Origin of the sequence: Streptomyces sp. NPDC006197, from assembly GCF_040613865.1 — a bacterium.
GTDB lineage: Bacteria > Actinomycetota > Actinomycetes > Streptomycetales > Streptomycetaceae > Streptomyces.
The window spans coordinates 17,604-38,706 of record NZ_JBEXSZ010000076.1 but is presented as its reverse complement, the minus strand read 5'-3'; the positions used below and the strand labels follow the sequence as shown (position 1 = coordinate 38,706).

The following is a 21,103-nucleotide window of genomic DNA, read 5'->3' as shown; positions in this document are numbered from 1 at the left end:
GCCCGAAAGGCCAGACGGCCCGCCGAGACCGCGTGCCGCATCGCCGCGGCCATCAGCACCGGCTCCTGCGCCCGCGTCACCCCCGGCCGTCCGCCGGGCCCGCCACGTCGGCTCCGCACCGGAGCCGGGGCGGTGCCTCGTCTTCAGCGCTGCAGCGTCAGCAGACCCGGCCGGTAGGGCCACTGGCCGTAGTCACCGCCGGAGTTGGGATCGCGCCCCTGGTAGAGGAACCGCAGGTTGCAGGGATCGACCGTGAAGGTCTGGTCGGCGCCGGTGCGGATCAGTTCGCCATGGCTGATGTCGTTGGTCCAGGTGGCGCCGCTGTTGGCCTTGCCGGCGAAGGGGTTGCTCTCGGTCGCGGCCTGAGGTGTCCATGCGCCGTTCAGGCTGGTGGCCGTGAACGAGCGGAAGTACCGGCCCTGCGAGCCGATCGCCTCGACGATCATGAGGTAGCGGTCCTGGCCCTGGAGCTTGTAGACCTGCGGGGCTTCGAACAGGTTGTTCGTCGTGTCGCTCATGACCACCGTCGAGGTCGTGCCGAAACTGCCCGGGAAGTTCCCGATCGGCATGCCGGCCCGGTAGATCTTGCCGTTGTCACCGGCGAAGAAGAGGTACATGTTCGTCCCGTCACCGATGAGCGTCTGGTCGATGGGGCCCGTTCCGGAGTCGGCGATGCTTCCGGAGAAGAGCTCCTGCTCCGCCGACCAGCCGTTCGGGTTGGTGGGGTCGGTCGATGTCCGGTAGGAGAAGGCGGTCCTGCCCCACTGGTAGGCGAGTACCCAGATGTTCTTCGGCGCGAAGTAGAAGAGCGTGGGCGCGACGGCGGAACTCGACATCGTGTTCTGGCCGGCCGAGGCCATCTCCGACCAGTTGGTGAACGGGGTGAAGTTCATCGAACCCCAGCCCGCTCCCGTCCCCGCGGCGCCGTGCGTCGTCGCGTAGACGAGGTTCCTGCCGTTGTAGGGAGCGACGGTGAAGTCCTTGAGCGAGGCCCATCCCGTCTTGGGCTGCGCCAGCGCGCCCGTTGATGTCCAGCGGTACGTCGAGGGAAGAGCGCACGCTCCGGGGGTTCCGCCACCGACCTTGACGAGCTGCCACTGCTGGTTGGTGCCGCCCCAGTCGTCGTACTGGACGACGTTCGCGCCGTCGGCGGTGGAACCCCCCTGCACTTCGAGGGCCTTGCCGCTGTGGCGCGCGACGAGCCTCACGTAGCCGTCCGGGCTGTCGGCCGGCCTCCACTGCTGGTTGGTGCCGTTCAGGTCGGCCCACTGGACGATCGCGCCGCCGTTGGCGGTGGACCCGTTCTGGACGTCCAGCACCTTGCCGGAGTGGCGGGACTTGATGCGGTAGTAGCCGCCGCCGGAGTCGACGAACTGCCATTGCTGCTGGTTCTGGTCGTTCCTGGTCCACTGGGTGATGCGGGCGCCGTCGTTGGTCGCCAGGTTGTAGACGTCCAGGGCCTTGCCGCTGTTGCGGTTGACCAGCACGTACCAGGCGTTGGTGTCGACGGTCGCCGCGGCGGCGGGCGGGGCACTGAGGAGAGCGGCCCCGAACAGCAAGGACGACAGGACCGCGAGGACGAGACTCAGGACCGGGGTCGGATGGCGAAATCTCATCAGAAGAGCTCCTTCGGAGGATGGAGGTGAGGTGATCCCGACGAGCCGTGCGGCGGCCGCGTCGGGAGGACAGTGACGGGATAGGGGTGGAGGAGGCCGCACATGCCGAAGAGCGGGTCCTCCGGGCGCTCCAACCGCAACACTTCGCCGCGATCGAGGTGGGAGAGGTCTCCGTTCCTCAGCGCTTCCAGTTGGCAGCCGGTCGCGAGGGTCGCCGCCAGCGGACCGTCACGCCAGCGGAGCCACCAGGCGTCGAGGAGATCGCTCTTCAGGCGGCGGGCCGCCGTGTGGAACTCCCCCAGCCCGCCTTCGCGCAAGGCCAGGAATCCCTGGAGCGCCAGGTCTCGGCGGCGGCGCGCCGCCGCGGCCTGGTCGCCGGTCAGGGCGGCCGCCGCCTGGTAGGCGTCGGGATCGGCCAGTACGGGCGCGGGGAAGGTGAAGATGGCGTCGCCCGCCTCGGGGAGTCCGCTGTTCTGCATGAGCACCACGAGGCGCAGGCCGCCGGCGTTGACGAGACGGTGGATCGTTCCCGGGGTGAACCAGACGACGTCCCCGGGGCGCAGCGGCGTGTCGGCGAAACCGGAGGTGGTGAGGGTCTGGACGCTGCCCTCGCCGCCGATGACGACGTACGCCTCGGAGCAGACGAGGTGCATGTGAGGGGTGCCGCCGCACAGCCCGTCGGCGGCCTCCCAGTCGTACACGGTCAACCCGGAGACCCCCACGCCGCCGGGGAGCGGGGTCACCACGGGTGTTCCGCGATGTGGCGGGCCAGGCGCCCGAAGGTCCACGCGCCGTCGGCCACGACGATCCGGTAACGGCGCGACAGGGTGTCGCCCGGGGCCAGCGGCAGTTCCCTGTCGAACGCCAGGGACGGGTTGACGGCGGGGATGGGCTCGCTGCGGACGAACCAGTGGCAGGGGGCTTCCGGATCGTCCAGGAACAGGAGCGTGGAGGAGCGGTCGACCTCGTCGTGCGTGCCGATGAAGGCCAGCCAGTCGCCCTTCTCGCCCATCGCGGGGCCGATCACCTGGCCGCCGGTGAAGTCGCGCGGGCCGCGCCAGAACAGGCCGGAGTATCCGGCGAGCTCTCTGCCCTGTGTGCCCGGGCTGCCGAACATCAGGACGGTGTCGAGGACGTTGGTCAGCGCGGTGGTGACCTCCAGGGTCCAGGAGTCGGCCTCGACGTCGCGCGCGGTCAGTGTGCGGCGCTCGTCGAGCCAGTGCTCCCCCGCCCTCGTGTGCCAGGCCAGGTGCTCGGTGATGACGGCGCGGCCGTGGTCCGTCTCGGCGGACACGGTGAGGCTGCGCATCGTGCCGAGGTTCGGCAGGTCCACGTAGCCCTGGCCGCGCAGGTAGGTGCCGCCGCCCCAGAAGTTCTGCCCCGACACCCATGACGCCGTGAACTGGATGCCCTTGTGCCAGCGGTGGTCGTGCGGCCGGTAACCGGTGACCACGTCGCCGGCGAGCGTGCGCACCGGATGCAGGTAGGGCTTCGGCGCCTCGAAGGGGTCCATGACCGGCTGGTGCACATACCGGAAGAGGTCGACGTCACGGGCCCGGACGATCAGCGAGTCCTCGTACTCCAGGAGTTCGAACGTCATCGGAACACCTCCGGGCGTCCCCCGTGGAGCGAGCCGTAGAACGGGTCGGCCGCGTCGATCTCTCCGCGCCGGACCGGCAGGCCGGTGATCGCGGCCTTGTACAGGGCGGTGACCAGTTCCATGGTGGGCCTGCCGAGGTCGGGCCGGAGTCCGGCCTCGTAGCCGTCCAGGAAGTCCGCGAGCTGGGCGGTGTGCGAGCTGGGCAGGTCCTCCGGCGGCTCCCACTTCGCGCGGGGCGACCTGGGGGTGAACGTCCAGTCCGCGTTGGAGTAGCCGTACAGGTGCCGCAGTTCGACCGTGGCCTCGGTGAGGTCGAACCGCAGGTAGCTCTCCTCGCGCGGGGAGAGGACGCTGTTGACGACCGTCGCGATGGCCCCGTTCTCGAACCGGACCAGGGCCGTGGACACGTCCTCGGTCTGGACGTGGCGCTCCAGGCGGCCGGCCATCGCGCGCACCTCGGCCCATTCGCCGAGCACCGCGAGCATCAGGTCCATCTGGTGGATGCCGTGACCCAGCGTCGGACCACCGCCCTCGCTCTCCCAGGTGCCGCGCCAGGGCACGTCGTAGTAGGCGTCGTCGCGGTACCACGCCGTGACGCACTGCGCGACCAGCGGACGGCCCAGCGTCCCGGCCGCCATCCGGTCGCGCAGGTACCGGACTCCCGAGCCGTACCGGTGCTGGAACACCGCGCCCGCGACGGCGGACCCCTCGGCCGCACGGATCCGGTCGAGCTCGGCCAGCGACAGTGCCACCGGCTTCTCGCACCACACCCACGCCCCCGACTCCAGGCAGGCCACGGCCTGTTCGGCGTGCAGGAACGGCGGCGTACACAGGTGCACGAGGTCCGGGCGCTGCTCCCTGAGCATCGTGTGCAGGTCGGTGTGGACCGCGGGAATGCCGTGTTCGACCGCGAACGCCTCGGCGCGCGTGGCGTCCACGTCGACGGCTGCCACGATCTCGGCCCGGTGCGCCTGTGCCCGGAGGGCGGGGACGTGGCAGATGGCGGCGATCCCGCCCGTTCCGACGATCGCCGTTCTGATCATCCGCCCAGCACCTCCCTGATCGCGTGGTAGGCGGGCTTGGGCGCCAGGTTCTCGTCGTAGGGCAGCGCGGCGCCCTCACCGGGGAACACGGAGGGGATCCACGAGTACTTGTCCGTGTAGTCCCAGATGGTGACGCCGACGCACTTCCTGACCGCCAGGCAGGCCTTGACGTAGTCCGCGTACCAGGTGGCCTGGGTGGCGAGCGTCGAAGGGGTCGCCGGGAGGGTCATCCGGATGTCGAGCTCGGTGACCGCGACCTCGACCCCGAGGTCGGCGAAGCGCTGCATGTTCTGCCGGAGGTCGGCGGGGAAGCCGTACTGGAGCGCCAGATGGCCCTGGATGCCGAAGCCCTCCACCGGGACGCCGTCGGCCTTCAGCTGCTTGATCAGGGTGTGGTAGGCGTCGCTCTTGGGACCGATCCCGTCGACGTTGTAGTCGTTGAGGTACAGCTTGGCGTGCCGGTCGGCCTCGTGGGCCCAGCGCAGGGCGTCGGCGATGTAGCCGGGGCCGAGCGTCTTGTAGAAGAGCGACTCGCGGTAGGTTCCGTCCTCGTTGAACGCCTCGTTGACGACGTCCCAGTGGATCACCTGGCCCTTGTAGTGCCGGACCACCGTCTGGATGTGGTTCTTGAGGACGGCGCGCAGCTCTTCGGCGGTCCAGTTGCGTTCGGTGAGCCAGGCGGGGAGCTGGTTGTGCCAGACGAGGGTGTGGCCGCGGACCTTCTGGTGGTGGGCCTTGGCGAAGGCCACGACCTCGTCGCCGGCGGTGAAGTCAAAAACGCCGCGCTCGGGCTCGGTGGCGTACCACTTCATGGCGTTGCCGGGGGTGGTCTGCCCGAACTCGCTGCCGAGGAGCTTCAGATAGGCGGCGTCGGTGAACTCGGGGTTGTCGGTGGCCGAGCCGAAGTACTTGTGGTGCTTCTTGGCCAGTTCGGCGAGCGTCCTGGGGCGGGGTTCGGCGGTCGCGGGCGCGGCGGCGAGGCCGGCCGCGAGGCAGACGGCGGCGGACAGGGCGATGAGATGCCGGGACAGGGGCATGGATGACTCCTCGGGTGCCGGGCGGTTCAGTCGAGGACGATCGTGGTGAGCGCACGCGGGGCGAGCGTCGCCGTGAGGGTCGTGCCGTGCGTGGAGACGACGTCGGCCGGGGTGATCGAGCGGGTCTCGTCGGTGACGTAGGCGTCGGGGTGCCGGTCGCGCCCGCCGCGAAGGGTGAAGGCGGCGGAGGTCTCGGTGGTCGCGGTGTTGAGGACCTCGATGACGCGGCTGCCGTCGGTGTTGCGGAAGGCCGTGATCCGGAGTGCCGGGTCGGTGTTCGTGACCGGAACGCGGAAGGCGCCGGGGCGGACGAAGCGGCTGAAGGCGGCCAGCGCCCAGTACCGCTTGGACACCCGGTAGTCGTCACCGGGGTTGGCGAGCTGGATGAGCCCCCGGGTCGCGCCGAGGGACGCCCCGGTCCAGTAGACGTAGGCGTTGGCGTTGCCGACGGTCAGGGTGTTCTGGATGTCGGCCGCGACGGTGAGACCGTCGTAGCCGCTGCCGTCGTCCCAGTTCTCGTTCCACGTGGCGCCGTCCGGCGACCACTCCGACATCCACACGTGCTTGTCGGTCGGCTGCGGGACCGAGGTCCGACCGCTGTAGCGGTGGCCGGTGACGGTCCGCACGGCCCTGTCGGCCGCGGGGTCCGCCTCGATGGCCTCGGTGTAGGCGACCTGCCGGTCCCAGCCCGCGGCGTCGCAGCAGACCAGCTCCGTCTTCAGTCCGGACGCGCGGACGGTCGGCCCGAGCACCTTGAGGAAGTCGACGGCCTGCTGCGGGGTGAAGCGCATCGAGGCGTAGGTCGCCGTCCAGTCGGGTTCGTTGGTGAATCCCAGGTCGGTGATCCTGATGCCTTCCCGCTGATAGAACTTGGCGTATTGGACGAGGTAGTTCGCGTAGGCCTGCCGCCATGCGGGCAGGAGCTCGCCGCCGTCGTTCTCGCTGCCGTTGGTCTTCATGAAGGCCGGCGCGCTCCAGGCGTCGGCGAAGAACCTTTCGACGCCGTACGCCTTGGCCTCCTTGGCGAGCCAGACCTGGCCGCCGTCCCAGCCGTCCCAGACGTACTTCGGCGTGGCGTCCGGCCCGCCGGGATCGGCCGGCAGGATCGTCGGCATGTGGTCGTAGACCCGGTCGGCCGACGACCCGATGCCCAGGCGCAGGATCGACAGGCCCGCGCCCTTCTCCTTGCTGAGCAGCAGGTCGAGCACCTCGCGCCGCTTGGCCGGGCCGAGGCCGCGCGCGCCGTGCAGCAGGTCGGCCCGCTGGAAGGCCATCGAGAAGCCGAATCCGTCGATGGGCTGGAGTTCGGCCCGGAAGTCGACGCCGGCGCGCGCGGAGTCGGCCGGGGGTCGCGCGGGGTCGGCCGCAGCTTGAGTTGTTAGCGCTAACAATATGACGGCCGTCAGGGCGGTCAGGCGTTTCACAGGGTCTCCTCGGGGGTGGAGGTCGCGTGGGGCGGGTCAGCCCTTGGTGGCGCCCGCGGTGAGGCCGCCGATCAGCTGCCGCTCGGCGACGGCATAGAAGGCGAGGGCGGGCACCATGGCGAGCACGATGTAGGCCAGGACGAGCGCGTAGTCGGTCGAGTACTGGCCCTGGAACTGCTGGACGCCGACCGGGATCGTCTGCCATTTCGGGTCGTTGAACACCAGCAGCGGCAGGAAGAAGTTGTTCCAGCTCGCGACGATCGCCAGTACCGAGACCGTACCGAGTGCCGGACGCGCCATTGGCAGCAGGATCTTCCAGAAGAAACGGAACTTGCCGCAGCCGTCCACGATGGCGGCCTCCTCGATCTCCGCCGGGATGGTCCGGAAGAAACCGCGCAGAATGACGATCGTCATCGGGAGCCCGAAGGCCGCCTGCGGAAGGACCACCCCGAGCGGGTTGTCGAGCAGGCCGAAGGTGCGCAGCATGAGGAAGAGCGGCAGGACGGCCACCGCGAACGGGAACATCAACCCGATCGTGAACAGTGTGTAGAACAGCTCCCGGCCGCGGAAGGCGTAGCGGGCCAGGACGAATGCCGCCATCGCGGAGGCCGCCACCGTGCAGAGCGTCGTGCCGATCGCGATGCCCGCGCTGTTGGCGATCTGCCGCCAGAACATTCCGTCGCCGAGAATGCCGATGTAGTTGCCGGCCCTCCATCGCTCCGGCAGTCCGAACGGGTTGGCCGTCAGCTCGGCGGTGCTCTTGAACCCGGAGATCACCGCGTAGATCAGCGGCACGACGACGAACGCGCCGATCAGCCAGACCACGGCGTGCAGCGAAATTCCGCGTGCCGTCCCGCGGGCGTTCATCGGCCGCCCTCCGAGGTGACGGCCCCGCCCAGGTCACGGCGGAGCACGTAACGCTGGTAGAAGAGGGAGAAAACCAGACTGATCATGAACAACACCACGCTGATCGCACTGGCGTAGCCCACCTGGTACCGCTTGAACCCGAACTGGAACATCGCGATCGCCATCGTCTCGGAGGAGTGGTTGGGCCCGCCCGCGGTCATGACCCAGACGAGGTCGAAGAGCTGGATGGACCCGATGACCGAAAGGAAGACGCTGATCCGGATCGTCGGGCCGAGCAGCGGCAGCGTCACGTGCCGGAAGCGCTGCCAGGCGCCGGCGCCGTCGATGGAGGCGGCCTCGAGGATCTCGGCCGGGATGCTCTGCAGCCCGGCGAGGAAGAGCATCATGTGGAAGCCGAAGTACTTCCAGATCATGACCACGAACAGGGTCGGCATGACCGTCGAGGGATCGGCGAGCCACTTGCCCTGCAGCCCCTCCAGGCCCAGGACGCCGACGAGATGGTCGGCCATGCCGGCGCCGGGCAGGAAGACCATCGTGAAGAGGACCGCCGTGACCACCTCGGACAGGATGTACGGCGCGAAGAACAGCATCCGGTAGACGGCCCGGCCGCGGAGCCTCTGGTTGAGCAGGACCGCGGTGAACAGGGCGAACGGCAGCTGCACCGTGATCGACAGGACGATCAGGTACAGTCCGCGCCCCAGATCGCCGAGGAAGACCTGATCGTCGAACAGTTTGGTGTAGTTCGCGAAGCCGACGAAGTCGTCCACGGGGCCGATCCCGCCCCACTTGAAGAAGCCGGTGTAGACGGCGACGACGATCGGGGCGAGGACGAAGACGAGGAAGAGGACCAGAGCCGGGACGAGGAACCAGGCGACCGAAGCCCAGCCTCCCCACCCGCGCAGGAGCGACCGGGCCGGGGCCGGCGGGCGCACGGGCACGGCGTCCTCCGTCCGCTCCCCGGTCAGGGTGGACACGGAGCTAGGCACCCTTCGCAGCCTCGGTGATCGACGTGGTGACCTGCTCGGGCGTCTTCTTGCCCGCGATGAGGTCGGCGACGCTGTCGTTGACCTCCTGGCCGACCGCCGGCGGGTAGGCCTGGTCCAGGAAGAGCTGGAAGCCCGTCGCCTTGGACAGGCTGTGGGCCACCACCTTCTTGTTGGCGTCGGTGAGCCGGCTCTCCGCGCCCCTGACCACCGGCAGGTAGCCGTTGGAGGCCAGCAGCTTGGACTCGTTCTCCAGGACGAAGAACTTCAGGAAGTCCAGCGCCTCCTTCGGGGCTCCCTTGCGCAGCGCGAAACCACCGCCACCGCCGAACACCTCGGTGGCCTGGCCCACGCCCCCGTCGACCGTCGGGAAGGGGAAAAAGCCCAGGTCCGCTCCGAGGTCGGCGCCCGCGTCCTTCTGCACCGACGGTGCCCACTGCCCCATCAGCTCCATGGCGGCCTTGCCGTTGCCCATGGTCGCGGCCTGGCCGCCGGGGGTGGCGTAGCCGGCGCCGAGGAAGGCCGTCTGGAACGGCTGGAGGTCGACCAGCTCCTTGAGACGGGTTCCCGCCTGGACGAAGCCGGCGCCGGTGAAGTCCTTGGTGGTCGCGGCCTGCTGCAGCGCGGGGAGGCCGGCGACGCGCATCGCGAGGTAGGCCCAGTAGTAGTGGCCCGGCCATTTCTCCTTGCCCGCGAGGGCGATCGGAGTGACGCCCGCCGCCTTGAGCTTCCCGACGTCTTCGAGGAGTTCGGCCCAGGTGGCCGGCGGGGCGGTGATCCCGGCCTTGGCGAAGAGCTTCTTGTTGTACCAGAAGCCGACCATGCCGATGTCGTACGGGATTCCGTAGGTCCGGCCCCCGAACTGGTAGGCCTGGAGCGAGACCGGGGTGAGCTGGGACGACCAGTCGACGAGGTCGGTGAGGTCCTCGACCAGGCCCGCGTCGACCTGCTGCTGGAGCACGCCGCCGCCCCAGGTCTGGTAGACGTCGGGGAGCTTGCCCGAGGAAGTGGTGGCGGTCAGCTTGGACTTGAACGCCTCGTTCTCCAACGAGGTCGTGTTGATCGCGATGTTCGGGTGGGCGGCCGTGAACGCCGCGGAGATCTGCGGGAAGAGGGACTTGCCCGGTTCTGTCGTGGCGATGTTCCACCACGCGAAGGAAACCTTGCCGTCGGCCGCCGGCTTGTCTCCGGATTCGCCGACTCCGCAGGCCGCGGTCATGGAGACGGACAGGGCGGTCAAGCCCGAGAGCGCCAGGAAGCTTCGTCGGCTCGGGAGGGTGCTGGCCATGGGACCTCCGGGGTGGGGAATGCCGGTTCGTGCCCGAAAATGTTTCGAAATACTCTCGAATTCTGCGCTGCCACAAACTAGGAACGTGAGCCTTCCCGGTCAAGACCTCGCGCCAATTTATCTACGGGAAGCGGTTGTTCGCAGGCTTGACAAGCAGGTCGAGCCGCCCGGAAACTCATCGAAAGTTTGCGATATCTGTCGCCGGCCGAAGGCATCCGCGCAGAGGAGAGAAGTTGAGCGAGCAGCGCCCGACCCTGGCCGTCATCGCCGCGGAGGCAGGGGTCTCCCAGGCCACCGTGTCCAAGGTGATCAACGGCCGTTCCGATGTCGCACCCTCGACACGCGAACGGATCGAGGGCCTGCTGCAGGCTCACAACTACCTGCCACCCGGCCGGCAGGGCAGAGCCCGCAGATCGGGTCTCGTCGACCTGATCATCGGCGGTCTGGACAGCGCGTGGGCGGTGGAGATACTGCGCGGCGTCGAGGCCGAGTGCGCCCAGCGGAGCGTCGGCACCGTCGTGTCGCTCGTCCCGCCGGGCGAGGCCACGCCGTCCAGTTGGACCGCGCTGCCGGTCCTGCACCACAGCGACGGCGTCATCCTCGTCACCGCCTCGGTCACTCAGGCCCAGCGCGCCCAGGTCGAACGGGCCGGGGTGGCACTGGTCGTCATCGACCCGATCGACCTGCCGGGCAACGGCGTGCCGAGCATCGGAGCGACCAACTGGGCCGGCGGCCTCGCCGCCACCGAGCACCTGCTGGAGCTGGGGCACCGCCGGATCGCCACGATCGGCGGACGCAAGGAGATGCTCTGCAGCCAGGCCCGCATCGACGGGTACCGGGCCGCCCTGGAGCGGGCCGGGATCGAGGTCGACCGCGACCTGATCCGGTTCGGCGACTTCCAGCACGAGGGCGGGTTCCAGTGCGCCCAGGAGCTGCTCGCCCTTTCCGAGCCGCCGACGGCCGTCTTCGCCGGTAGCGACCAGCAGGCGATGGGCGTCTACGAAGCCGCCCGGCAGAGCGGACTGCGCATCCCGCAGGACCTCAGCGTGGTCGGCTTCGACGACCTGCCGATGTGCGAATGGCTGTCACCGCCGCTGACGACGGTGCGCCAGCCTCTGGAGGAGATGGGCCGGGTCGCCGCCCGCACCCTGTTCCAGCTCCTGGAGGACCAGCCCCTGGTCAGCCCCCGGATGGAGCTTTCGACCGAACTCAAGGTCCGCCTCTCCACCGCCCCGCCCCGTCCCTAGGAGATCCCCTTGCCCGAGCCCTGGCGTGACCCCCCTCCCGCCCGCGTCCGTGCGAGTCGCCGATCTCCTGACACGGATGACGCTGGAGGAGAAGGCGGGACAACTCGCCGGCTTCTGGGCGTTGCCCTCGGATCCGGGAGCACCTGTCGCGCCGATGGAGGACGATTCCGGCGAGTCCGCGCCCGGCTTCGACGACAGCGTCGTCCACGGGCTCGGCCTGCTCACCCGGGTGTACGGCACCGCGCCGATCACCGAGGAGGCCGGGATGGAGCGGTTCGCCTCGCTCCGGCGGCAGGTGACCGGATCCGGCCGGTTCGGGATCCCGGCGGTCGCTCACGAGGAGTGCCTGACCGGGTTCATGACGTTCGGGGCGACGGTCTTCCCCGGGCCGCTCGCCTGGGGGGCGTCCTTCGATCCCGGGCTCGTACGCCAGACGGCCGCCGCCATCGGCGCGGGAATGCGGCGGGTCGGCGTCCACCGATGAACAGCTACACCAACGTGGACGGCGTCCCGGTGGCCGCCGCCGAACGGCTGCTGACCGAACTGCTCAGGGACGAACTCGGTTTCAGAGGCGTCGTCGCCGACTGCTACGCCGTCTCCTTCCTGGAGACCCGGCACGGTGAACCCGTCAAGCCCGCGCCGGTCGACCTCGACCCGCCGGAGAACCGGGCACTGGCCCGGATCCTGGCGGAACGGTCCACCGTGCTGCTCGCCAACGACGGCACCCTGCCGCTGCGGCCGTGCCGGGTCGCGATCACCGGGCCGTACGCCGACGACCCCCGGTCCTTCCTCGGCTGCCACTCCTTCCCCCACCACGTCGCGCTCCCCGGCGAAGAAGGTGGGACGGCGCCGGCCCGGATCATCAGCGGGGCTGCGGAACCGTCCGGGCGGCTGCCCGTCTCCATCCCCCGCCAGGTCGGCGGGCAGCCCGGCGCCTGTCTGCGCTCCAGGCTCGGCGGGCACACCGACTGGAGATCGGTGGACCCGACCCCGTTGTTCCCCTTCGGACACGGGCTGAGCTGGACCGGCTTCGCCTGTACGGAGCTCTCGGTGGATCCCGTCGCCGCGACGGACGGAGCCGCCTCTGTCTCGGTCACCGTACGCAACGTCGGCGAGGTGGCCGGGACCGAGGTGGTGCAGCTGTACCTCTCGGATCCCGAGGCGTCCGTCGTCCGGCCGCAGCGGTGGCTCGCCGGATTCGGCAGGGTCGAGCTGCAACCGGGCGCGGCCGCCCGGATCACCTTCTCCGTCCATGCCGACCGGACCTCTTTCACCGGGATCGACCTGCGGAGAAGAGTGGAGCCGGGGGAGATCGGCGTGGCCGTCGGACGGTCCAGCGGCGATCTTCCGCTCCAGGGCTCCTTCACTCTGACCGGCCCCGTACGTCACCCGGGGGCCGACCGGGTGCTGTCCGTGCCGGTCGAGATCGTCCCGGTCCCATGAGCACGCGGTTCGGTGATCCCGTGCTGCCCGGGTTCCGGCCCGACCCCTCCGTCTGCCGAGTGGGGGCGGACTACTACCTGGTGACGTCCAGCTTCGAATGGTTCCCGGGCCTTCCCGTGTTCCACAGCCGAGATCTGGTGAACTGGCGGCGCCTCGGCTCCGCGCTCGACCGGCCGTCCCAGCTCGACCTCGACGGCAGCGGGCCCTCACGGGGCCTGTTCGCACCGACGATCCGGCACCACGACGGGGTCTTCCACCTCGTCTGCACGCTGATGGACGGCCCCGGCCATTTCGTCGTCACGGCGACCGACCCGGTGGGACCGTGGTCGGAACCGTACTGGCTGGAGGGCGAAGGCTTCGACCCGTCGCTGTTCTTCGACGACGGGCAGGACGACGGGGACGGCCGGGCCTGGTTCACCGCCGCCCGTGTGCTGGACGAGGCCGCCGGCCGCACCGAGATCTGGATGCGCGAGTACCTTCCCCGCGAGCGACGGCTCACGGGACCCGAGTACGTCCTGTGGTCGGGAAGCCGCCCGGGCGCCCGATGGCCGGAAGCCCCACACCTCTACAAGATCGGCGGCAGCTATCTCCTGCTCACCGCCGAGGGCGGCACCGATGTGGACCACAGCGTGGTGGCCGCCCGCGCCGACCGCGTGACCGGCCCCTACCAGGGCGCCCCCGACAACCCGGTGCTACCACCGGCCAAGGGCCCGGTCACTTGCACCGGGCACGCCGACCTCGTCCGGACCCCGTACGGCGACTGGCGGGCCGTCCTCCTGGGCGTCCGCCCGGGCTCCGCCATCGGCCGCGAGACGTTCCTCAGCCGGGTCACCTGGAACGACGGCTGGCCGGTCTTCTCCCCCGTCGTCCACAGCGGCCGTCGCCTCCCCCTCCACGACGACTTCGCCACCCTCTCCCCCGACTGGAGCACCCTGCGGACCCCGCCCGCGCGGTTCTGGACCACCGGCGACGGACTCCGCCTCCAGCTCCGCCCCGAACGCCTCGGCGAACGCACCACCCCGTCCCTCCTGGCCCGCCCCCAGGAACAGCCCGACTGCGACGTCTCCACCGAACTGCACTTCGCCCCCGCCGCACCGGACGAACAGGCAGGTCTCGCCGTGGTCCTCGACGACGACACCCACCTCCTCCTCCTTCGCACCACGGAAGGACTCAGCCTTCGCCACGGGCCCGACGTCCTGGCCCGCGTTCCCGTCCCCCCGGGCCCCGTTCGCCTGGGGGTCCGCATCCGCGGCTTCAGCCACACCTTCGCCCACGCGGCACCCGACGGCGCCTGGCAGGACCTGACCACCGTAGAGGCCACCTTCCTCACTCCGGTGTTCACCAGCGTCCAGCTCGGCCTCTACGCCACTTCCAACGGCCGCCCCTCCACCAACCAAGCCCACTTCACGAGGTTCGACATCACGTACCCGAGCCGACGGGAACCGCCCGGACACCGACGTCGGCGCGGGCCGTGTACGGATTGCACGTGAAGTCACGCTCCCACCTTCGACGGGGTGACCTCTCCGGTGCGACGGAATGCGGCGCCCCAGAGAGGCGAGCTGAATAAAATACTCGTTTACGGCGGGATCTCTCCACAGGATCCGCCGTTCAAATCCAATGCCTACGCGCCGGCGCCGGCATCTCTGCCCGGTCCGGTTCCTGCCCTCGTCATCGAAAGTCTTTCGGTGACTCCTCGTGCAGCCTCAAGCCGCTCCTCGGCTGCCCCCAAGGGAAGATTCTCGAAACCCTTTCGAAACTGTTGACATGTTTCGGTCGAGTTTCCACACTGAGTCCCGAAGGTGGATTCGCCGTCCGCCCCGGCGCCGCATGCCGGCCCTGGATCGTTATGCCCCGACGGTGAGCGCCTTTTGTTCATGGGCGCGGACGCCGCTGACGCGGATTCGTTCTGCCGCGCTCCATTCCTTCTGCAATTTCCGCCCTGGAGGCTCAGTCATGCAATTAAGCGCCATTCCCACCACCGTCCGCCGGAAGATCGGCGGCCTGTGTACGGCCCTGGTCGTCGGCGTCCTGGGTTCGGCCGCCGTGCTGGTGGCACCGTTGACCTCACATGCAGCCGAGAGCACGCTCGGCGGCGCGGCGGCGCAGAGCGGCCGCTACTTCGGAACCGCCATCGCCTCGGGCCGGCTGGGCGACTCGGCGTACACGTCGATCGCGGGTCGCGAGTTCAACTCGGTGACGGCCGAGAACGAGATGAAGATCGACGCCACCGAACCCCAGCAGGGCCAGTTCAACTTCACCGCCGGAGACCGCGTCTACAACTGGGCGGTGCAGAACGGCAAGCAGGTGCGCGGCCACACCCTGGCCTGGCACTCCCAGCAGCCCGGCTGGATGCAGAGCCTCAGCGGCAGCACGCTGCGCCAGGCGATGATCAACCACATCAACGGCGTGATGGCCCACTACAAGGGCAAGATCGCCCAGTGGGACGTCGTGAACGAGGCCTTCGCCGACGGCAGCTCGGGCGCCCGGCGCGACTCCAACCTGCAGCGCTCCGGCAACGACTGGATCGAGGTCGCCTTCCGTACCGCACGCGCCGCCGACCCGGCCGCCAAGCTCTGCTACAACGACTACAACGTCGAGAACTGGACCTGGGCCAAGACCCAGGCCATGTACGCCATGGTCCGGGACTTCAAGCAGCGCGGCGTGCCCATCGACTGCGTCGGCTTCCAGTCGCACTTCAACAACGACAGCCCGTACAACAGCAACTTCCGCACCACGCTGCAGAACTTCGCCGCCCTCGGCGTCGACGTGGCCGTCACCGAACTCGACATCCAGGGCGCCTCGGGCACCACCTTCGCCAACGTGACCAACGACTGCCTGGCCGTCCCGCGCTGCCTCGGCATCACCGTCTGGGGTGTGCGCGACACCGACTCCTGGCGAGCAGAGCAGACGCCGCTGCTGTTCAACGGCGACGGCAGCAAGAAGCCCGCCTACACCTCCGTCCTCAACGCACTCAACGCCGTCTCCCCCACACCCACTCCGACCCCCACGCCCGGTTCCGGACAGATCAAGGGCGTCGCTTCGGGTCGCTGCCTGGACGTGCCCGGCGCCGGCACCACCGACGGCACCCAGCTCAACCTGTGGGACTGCAACAACCGCACCAACCAGCAGTGGACCTATACCGCCGCAGGCGAGCTCAGGGTCTACGGCGACAAATGCCTGGACGCCGCCGGCACCGGCAACGGCGCCAAAGTGCAGATCTACAGCTGCTGGGGTGGCGACAACCAGAAGTGGCGCCTGAACTCCGACGGATCCATCGTCGGCGTCCAGTCAGGCCTCTGCCTCGACGCCGCCGCCAACGGCACCGCCAACGGCACCCTGGTCCAGCTCTACTCCTGCTGGGGCGGCACCAACCAGCGCTGGACCCGCACCTGACATGCTGCGGACCGCAAGAGCGGCAAGGCCGTGGAGGTGCAGGGTGCCTCCACGGCCGACGCCGTCGACGTCGTCCGGTACACCTACTGGACCGGAGCCGACCAGCGATGGCAGATGCTCAAGCTGCGCGTGGTGCGAGATGAATGCCGAGCCTGCCCATCACCCGGTGCGGCCGGCTCCGGCATCGGCCTCGAAAGCTTCACAGGGCGGCTCTGTGTGCGGAGTTCAAAGACCCGGGACCGCGTTCGCGGCGATGGCCCGGTGGACTGCGGCGAGGTGTCGGTGGAGGTAGTCGATCCGGTCGTGGTCATGGATCTGGCCGTCCGTCGTGGGGACGTCGGAGAAGGCACCGCCGTTCTCGGTGATCACCGGGGGAAGCCCGGGAGGGGCGCGGGAGGTGGCCATGAGGAGGTCGTAGAGACCGGCGGGGTCGATGGCCCAGCCCATCTCGGCGGCGTCGCCGGACGGTAGGCGGAAGTTGACGCCCTCGGAGCCGGGCCACGGAGAGCGGTCGCTCTCGCCGTGGGCGTGGTTGACCGCAGCCGCTCCGGGCATCGGGGCGGAGACGACGGCGGGCAGGTCGTAGGCGGCCTGGTCGGCGGGAATGTTGCCCGCCTTCTGGAAGACCTTCGCCTGCTGCTCGGGCCCAGTGAGCCAGGCAACGAGCTTCTTTGCCTCGTCGACATGCTTGCCGGAAGCGGGCACGGCCAGGAAGGAGCCGCCCCAGTTGCCGACGGCCGGGGGCTGGGCGATGTTCCACTTGCCCTTGTTGGAGGGGCCGGAGAACTGCTGGATGTCGGCCTGCTGCCAGGAGGGACAGACGGTGGCGGCGAAGGTGGACTTGGAGAACGCGGTCTGCCAGGGGGTGTCGAACATCTTCAGGCCCTGGCTGGTCCTGCCCTGGACGACCTTGACGGCCAGGTCCCAGTCGCCCGCCCACGGCCTGCCGACCGACTCGAGGTCGGAGGGCAGGCCCGTGGCCTTGAAGAGGGCTTGGCGGTAGCAGACGGCCATCGGGCCGACGTCGGTGCCCAGGCCGATCGTCCTGCCGTCGGCGGTGGTGGCCTGGTCCCACTTCCAGGGCAGGTAGGCCTTCTTGTCGACGCCGGGGGCGTCGGACAGGTCGCCTCGATGGCGGTCGGCGTGGGAGAGGCGGCCTTCGAAGGCCGGGGTGAAACCTTGCGCCTGGGGGTTCTTCCCGGCTTGGGAGCGCTCACGAAAGATGGTGTCGAAACCCTGCCGCCACTTTGACGGTCCGTCGTCAAGACGGCTGAGCAGGGACGGCCGTGCATGGTGCGCGGAGGTGGGCGCACGGCAGGGCGCAGGGCCGGCCGGGAAGCCGGTCCCGAGGCGGTCCGTCAGGCGCTGGCGCGGACGACCAGACGCGTGGGGAGGACCAGCGGAGTGGGGGCCTGCCCGTTGATGAGCGCTACAAGCATGCGCGCCATCTCACGACCGAGACCCTCTATGGGCTGGTGCACCGTGGTCAGCGGCGGATCGGCGATCCGGGCCACGGCCAGGTCGTCGAAGCCGATCACGGCGACGTCTGCGGGGACGCGGCGGCCGGCATCACGCAGCGTGCGCAACGCTCCCGCCCCCATGTTGTCGCTGGCGGCGAACACTCCGTCCAGGTCCGGGTGCCGCGCCAACAGCGCGGCCATGGCGGCCGCTCCGCTCGGCTCGGTGAAGTCACCGGCTTCCGGCGGATACGGTTCGAGGCCCGCCGCCAGCATGGCGTCCTGGTAGCCGCGGTGACGGGCGCGCCCCACCTCGGTGTCCAGCCGCCCGCAGATCGTCGCAACCCGGGTCCGGCCGAGCGAGATCAGGTACTCGGTCGCCGCGCGCGCCCCTCCGAGGTTGTCGACGTCCACGTACCACCGCGGGTCCAAACCGATCGGACGCCCGCCGAACACCACGGGAATCTCCGCCTCTTCCGCCGTGCGGGCCAGCGGATCGTCCTCGCGCAGCGCCATCAGCATCACCCCGTCGGCCCCCTTGGACCGGAGAAGCCGCTCCACGCGCCGGCGTCCCCGCTCGGAGGCGGCCAGACACAGCATCAGGTGCAGGTCGGCGTCCTCCAGCGCGGCCGAGGCGCCCGCGATCACCTGGGCGAAGAACGGATCCGCGAAGATCGACGGATCTTCTCCCGAGACGACCAGGGCGGCCGCACCGGTCTGACGGGTCGCCAGCGCCCGGGCTGTCGGATTCGGCACGTATCCGAGTTGGTGGACGGCCCGTTCGACGGCCTCGCGTTTTGCGCGACTGACGTGCGGGGCGTTGTTGAGCACACGCGAGGCCACCGACCGCGATACTCCGGCCAGTTCGGCCACCTCGTCGAGTGTCGAATGCCGATGCGGCACACCTTGCGCCATGCCCCGCCTCCCTCTTCCCGTCTGAACGCCTGGAAGACTGGAAGCGCTTCCAGTTCCAGGACTGTAACCCCTTCCCTTCGCCCTGTGAAGTGCCGCTCAAGCGCCGCTACTTGACAGTGCGGATCGGTGCGCCACACGATACGGCCACACCCCGGCCCCATGGATCGCTGTCTGGGATCGCTTCCAATGGGAGCGCTTCCACGGGTTCTTGTGCGTCCGGAGTGTGCTGGTGTCCCCGCCGGTGCGCCGCCGCACGGGGACCTCGTACCACCGCACTTCCTCACCGCGTCGCCCGCTCGGGACGAGACCGCGCGACGCATCCGCCGTCAGGAAACCGAGGTACAGTCATGCGCCGCAGAACCCGCACCCTCGTCGCAGCCCTCTTCGCGCTGCCCCTGGCGCTCGCCGTGGCACCTTCCGCCCACGCGGCGGACCCCACCACCATGACCAGCGGGTTCTACGTGGACCCCGACTCCAGCGCGAAGAAGTGGGTCGCCGCCAACCCCGGTGACGGCCGGTCCCCCGCGATCAACGCGTCCCTCGCCGGCACCCCCATGGCCCGCTGGTTCGGCTCCTGGAGCGGCACCATCGGCACCGCCACGGGCGCGTACGTCGGGGCGGCGGACCACTGGGACAAGCTGCCCCTCCTGGTCGCGTACAACATCTACCACCGGGACTACTGCGGCGGACACTCCGGAGGCGGCGCCTCCTCCCCGTCCGCCTACGCGAGCTGGATCTCCCAGTTCGCCGGCGGAATCGCCCACCGTCCGGCCGTCGTCGTCCTCGAACCGGACTCCCTCGCGGACTACGGATGCATGAACCAGACCCAGATCCGCGAGCGCCAGGGCATGATCAGCGGCGCCCTCTCCGAGTTCAACCGCCAGGCCCCCAACACCTGGGTCTACCTCGACGCCGGCAACCCCGGCTGGGTCAGCGCGGCAACGATGGCCCAGCGCCTCCACGAAGCCGGGCTCCGACAGGCGCACGGCTTCTCCCTCAACATCTCGAACTACTACACCACCGCCCAGAACACCGCCTACGGCAACGCCGTCAACAGCGAACTGGCCGCCCGCTACGGTTACACCAAGCCGTTCGTCGTCGACACCAGCCGCAACGGCAACGGCTCCAACGGCGAGTGGTGCAACGCGGCCGGCCGCCGCATCGGCACGCCCACCCAGCTGGGCGGCGGCGCCGAGATGCTGCTGTGGATCAAGGCCCCGGGCGAGTCCGACGGAAACTGCGGCGTCGGGACCGGTTCCACGGCCGGCCAGTTCCTCCCGGAGGTCGCCTACAAGATGATCTACGGCTACTGACATCCGACTGCTGTAACCCGGCACCCGCCCCGCGACCGGGCCACAGGCACCACCGGCTCTCCTCGCCCCCATCCCCGACCAGGAGCCCTCATGAAGCCACGCAGCCCACGGCGCCGTGCGACCGCCGCCCTCGCGGCGCTCGCGGCCTGTGCCGCCCTCACCGCGACGCAGGGGCAGGCGCAGGCCGCACCCGTCGCGGACGCGCTCACCCCGGCCACGAGGTTCTACGTGGACCCGCACGGCAAGGCCGCCAAGCAGGCGCTCACCGACCTCAGGAACGGCGACTTCGCGAACGCCGTGAACATGGCCAGGCTCGCGAGCTGGCCGCAGGCCGAATGGTTCACCGAGGGCACACCCGACGAGGTCCGGGCCAAGGTGAGAAGCCTCGTCAGCGAGGCCCGGGTGGTGAACCGGACCCCCGTCATGGTCGCCTACAACGTGCCGGGCCGGGACTGCAGCCAGTACTCCAGCGGCGGTGCCGCGTCCTCCGCCGCCTACCGGCAGTGGATCGACGCCTTCGCCGCCGGCATCGGCGACAGCAAGGCCGTCGTCGTGGTCGAGCCCGACGGCCTGGCCCTCCTCCCCGGCGACTGCGGTCCGGGCGTGGACCCGACCGGCGAACTCACGGCGACCCGCATCGCCGACCTCGCGTACGCCGTCAGGACCCTCAAGTCCAAGGCCCGCACCGCGGTCTACCTCGACGCGGGCAACGTCCTGTGGCGGTCCGTCGGCGACATGGCGCGGCGACTGCTCGACACCGGCGTCCAGGACAGCGACGGCTTCGCCCTCAACGTGTCCAACACCCACCCCACCGACCACAACGCACGCTACGGCACCTGGATAGCCAAGTGCATGTGGTACGCCACCGAAGGGCCCGAGTACGCCCGCGGCCACACCGACTGGTGCGCCACCCAGTACTACTCGCCCGCCGCGCCCAACGACGGCACCCCGGGCAACGCGGTCGACTCCGCCGACCCCGCCACCTGGCGCTGGACCGACGCCTGGTTCGACCAGACGGTGGGCACCCCGCCCAACGACGCCCTGCACCACTTCGTCATCGACACCAGCCGCAACGGTCTGGGCGCCTGGGCCCCGGAGCCCGGCAAGTACAGCGGAGACCCGGAGATCTGGTGCAACGCGCCCGGCCGTGGCCTCGGTCCGCGTCCGACCGCCGACACCGGTGTCCCGCTCGTCGACGCCTACCTGTGGATCAAGATCCCCGGTGAGTCCGACGGCAGCTGCACCCGCAACACCGGCGGCACGATCGACCCCGAGTACGGCATCGTCGACCCGCCGGCCGGCACCTGGTGGCCCGAGCAGGCCCACACGCTGGCCCGCAACGCGGCGCCCCGGCTGGCCTTCAACCGCTGAGCGCTCCCGCCTGCGTCCGGTCCCGGGAAGCCTCTCGCCCGGGACCGGACGCTCCTGTCATCTCATCCCGCCTCGGGCGGAGCCGTTCCCTCCCTCTCACCCGCAC

The 21,103-nt window shown here is 69.9% G+C and carries 16 protein-coding genes and 2 pseudogenes; 6 read left to right on the top strand and 12 right to left on the bottom strand.

Annotated features, from left to right (window positions below):
• The 10 genes and pseudogenes from ABZ318_RS23190 to ABZ318_RS23145 form a co-directional block, all read right to left on the bottom strand.
• A pseudogene (locus ABZ318_RS23190) lies at window positions 1–80 on the bottom strand (thiazole synthase); the annotation flags it as partial.
• 63 nt (window positions 81–143) lie between these two features.
• A complete protein-coding gene (locus tag ABZ318_RS23185; protein ID WP_356904378.1) occupies window positions 144–1,616 on the bottom strand; it encodes a non-reducing end alpha-L-arabinofuranosidase family hydrolase in 1,473 nt (490 codons plus the stop codon).
• Entirely contained in the window at window positions 1,616–2,359 is a 744-nt protein-coding gene (locus ABZ318_RS23180; RefSeq protein WP_356904382.1) for a cupin domain-containing protein, read from the bottom strand. The genes ABZ318_RS23185 and ABZ318_RS23180 overlap by 1 nt, the downstream gene beginning before the upstream one ends.
• Window positions 2,356–3,216, bottom strand: coding sequence for a PmoA family protein (locus ABZ318_RS23175; protein ID WP_356904377.1), 861 nt, complete (start codon window positions 3,214–3,216; stop codon window positions 2,356–2,358). The genes ABZ318_RS23180 and ABZ318_RS23175 overlap by 4 nt, the downstream gene beginning before the upstream one ends.
• Window positions 3,213–4,259, bottom strand: a complete 1,047-nt coding sequence (locus tag ABZ318_RS23170) for a Gfo/Idh/MocA family oxidoreductase (RefSeq protein ID WP_356904376.1) — start codon at window positions 4,257–4,259, stop codon at window positions 3,213–3,215. The genes ABZ318_RS23175 and ABZ318_RS23170 overlap by 4 nt, the downstream gene beginning before the upstream one ends.
• Window positions 4,256–5,296: an endo-1,4-beta-xylanase gene (locus ABZ318_RS23165; protein WP_356904375.1), complete on the bottom strand. Its 1,041-nt coding sequence runs from the start codon at window positions 5,294–5,296 to the stop codon at window positions 4,256–4,258. Before ABZ318_RS23165 ends, ABZ318_RS23170 begins: the two co-directional genes overlap by 4 nt.
• Window positions 5,297–5,322: 26 nt before the next feature.
• Complete coding sequence (locus tag ABZ318_RS23160; RefSeq protein ID WP_356904374.1) at window positions 5,323–6,720, bottom strand: glycoside hydrolase; 1,398 nt, start codon at window positions 6,718–6,720, stop codon at window positions 5,323–5,325.
• 36 nt (window positions 6,721–6,756) lie between these two features.
• Window positions 6,757–7,587, bottom strand: a complete 831-nt coding sequence (locus ABZ318_RS23155) for a carbohydrate ABC transporter permease (RefSeq protein ID WP_356904373.1) — start codon at window positions 7,585–7,587, stop codon at window positions 6,757–6,759.
• On the bottom strand, window positions 7,584–8,489 hold the full coding sequence (locus tag ABZ318_RS23150; protein ID WP_356904381.1) for a sugar ABC transporter permease: 906 nt from the start codon (window positions 8,487–8,489) through the stop codon (window positions 7,584–7,586). Before ABZ318_RS23150 ends, ABZ318_RS23155 begins: the two co-directional genes overlap by 4 nt.
• A gap of 76 nt (window positions 8,490–8,565) precedes the next feature.
• On the bottom strand, window positions 8,566–9,858 hold the full coding sequence (locus ABZ318_RS23145) for an extracellular solute-binding protein (RefSeq protein ID WP_356904372.1): 1,293 nt from the start codon (window positions 9,856–9,858) through the stop codon (window positions 8,566–8,568).
• Window positions 9,859–10,091: 233 nt separating this feature from the next.
• On the opposite strand from ABZ318_RS23145, the gene ABZ318_RS23140 reads away from it, so the two are divergent.
• From ABZ318_RS23140 to ABZ318_RS23125, 4 genes and pseudogenes are all read left to right on the top strand, one after another.
• A complete protein-coding gene (locus ABZ318_RS23140) occupies window positions 10,092–11,105 on the top strand; it encodes a LacI family DNA-binding transcriptional regulator (RefSeq protein ID WP_356904371.1) in 1,014 nt (337 codons plus the stop codon).
• A 9-nt stretch (window positions 11,106–11,114) separates the two neighbouring features.
• Window positions 11,115–12,548, top strand: a pseudogene (locus ABZ318_RS23135) (fibronectin type III-like domain-contianing protein).
• On the top strand, window positions 12,545–14,038 hold the full coding sequence (locus ABZ318_RS23130; protein WP_356904370.1) for a family 43 glycosylhydrolase: 1,494 nt from the start codon (window positions 12,545–12,547) through the stop codon (window positions 14,036–14,038). Before ABZ318_RS23135 ends, ABZ318_RS23130 begins: the two are co-directional and overlap by 4 nt.
• 463 nt (window positions 14,039–14,501) lie before the next feature.
• Window positions 14,502–15,941: an endo-1,4-beta-xylanase gene (locus ABZ318_RS23125; RefSeq protein WP_356904369.1), complete on the top strand. Its 1,440-nt coding sequence runs from the start codon at window positions 14,502–14,504 to the stop codon at window positions 15,939–15,941.
• Window positions 15,942–16,166: 225 nt separating this feature from the next.
• Here the strand turns inward: ABZ318_RS23125 and ABZ318_RS23120 are convergent, their stop codons facing one another.
• Both ABZ318_RS23120 and ABZ318_RS23115 read right to left on the bottom strand, forming a co-directional pair.
• Window positions 16,167–17,063, bottom strand: a complete 897-nt coding sequence (locus ABZ318_RS23120; protein WP_356904380.1) for an extracellular solute-binding protein — start codon at window positions 17,061–17,063, stop codon at window positions 16,167–16,169.
• 236 nt (window positions 17,064–17,299) lie between these two features.
• A complete protein-coding gene (locus ABZ318_RS23115; RefSeq protein WP_356904368.1) occupies window positions 17,300–18,313 on the bottom strand; it encodes a LacI family DNA-binding transcriptional regulator in 1,014 nt (337 codons plus the stop codon).
• Between the two features lie 347 nt (window positions 18,314–18,660).
• Between ABZ318_RS23115 and ABZ318_RS23110 the strand changes: the two genes are divergently transcribed.
• Together ABZ318_RS23110 and ABZ318_RS23105 are read left to right on the top strand one after the other, a co-directional pair.
• Window positions 18,661–19,626 (top strand): glycoside hydrolase family 6 protein, encoded by a 966-nt coding sequence (locus ABZ318_RS23110; RefSeq protein ID WP_356904367.1) that lies wholly within the window; start codon window positions 18,661–18,663, stop codon window positions 19,624–19,626.
• Between the two features lie 90 nt (window positions 19,627–19,716).
• Window positions 19,717–20,997 (top strand): glycoside hydrolase family 6 protein, encoded by a 1,281-nt coding sequence (locus ABZ318_RS23105; protein WP_356904366.1) that lies wholly within the window; start codon window positions 19,717–19,719, stop codon window positions 20,995–20,997.
• The last annotated feature ends 106 nt before the right edge of the window (window positions 20,998–21,103 follow it).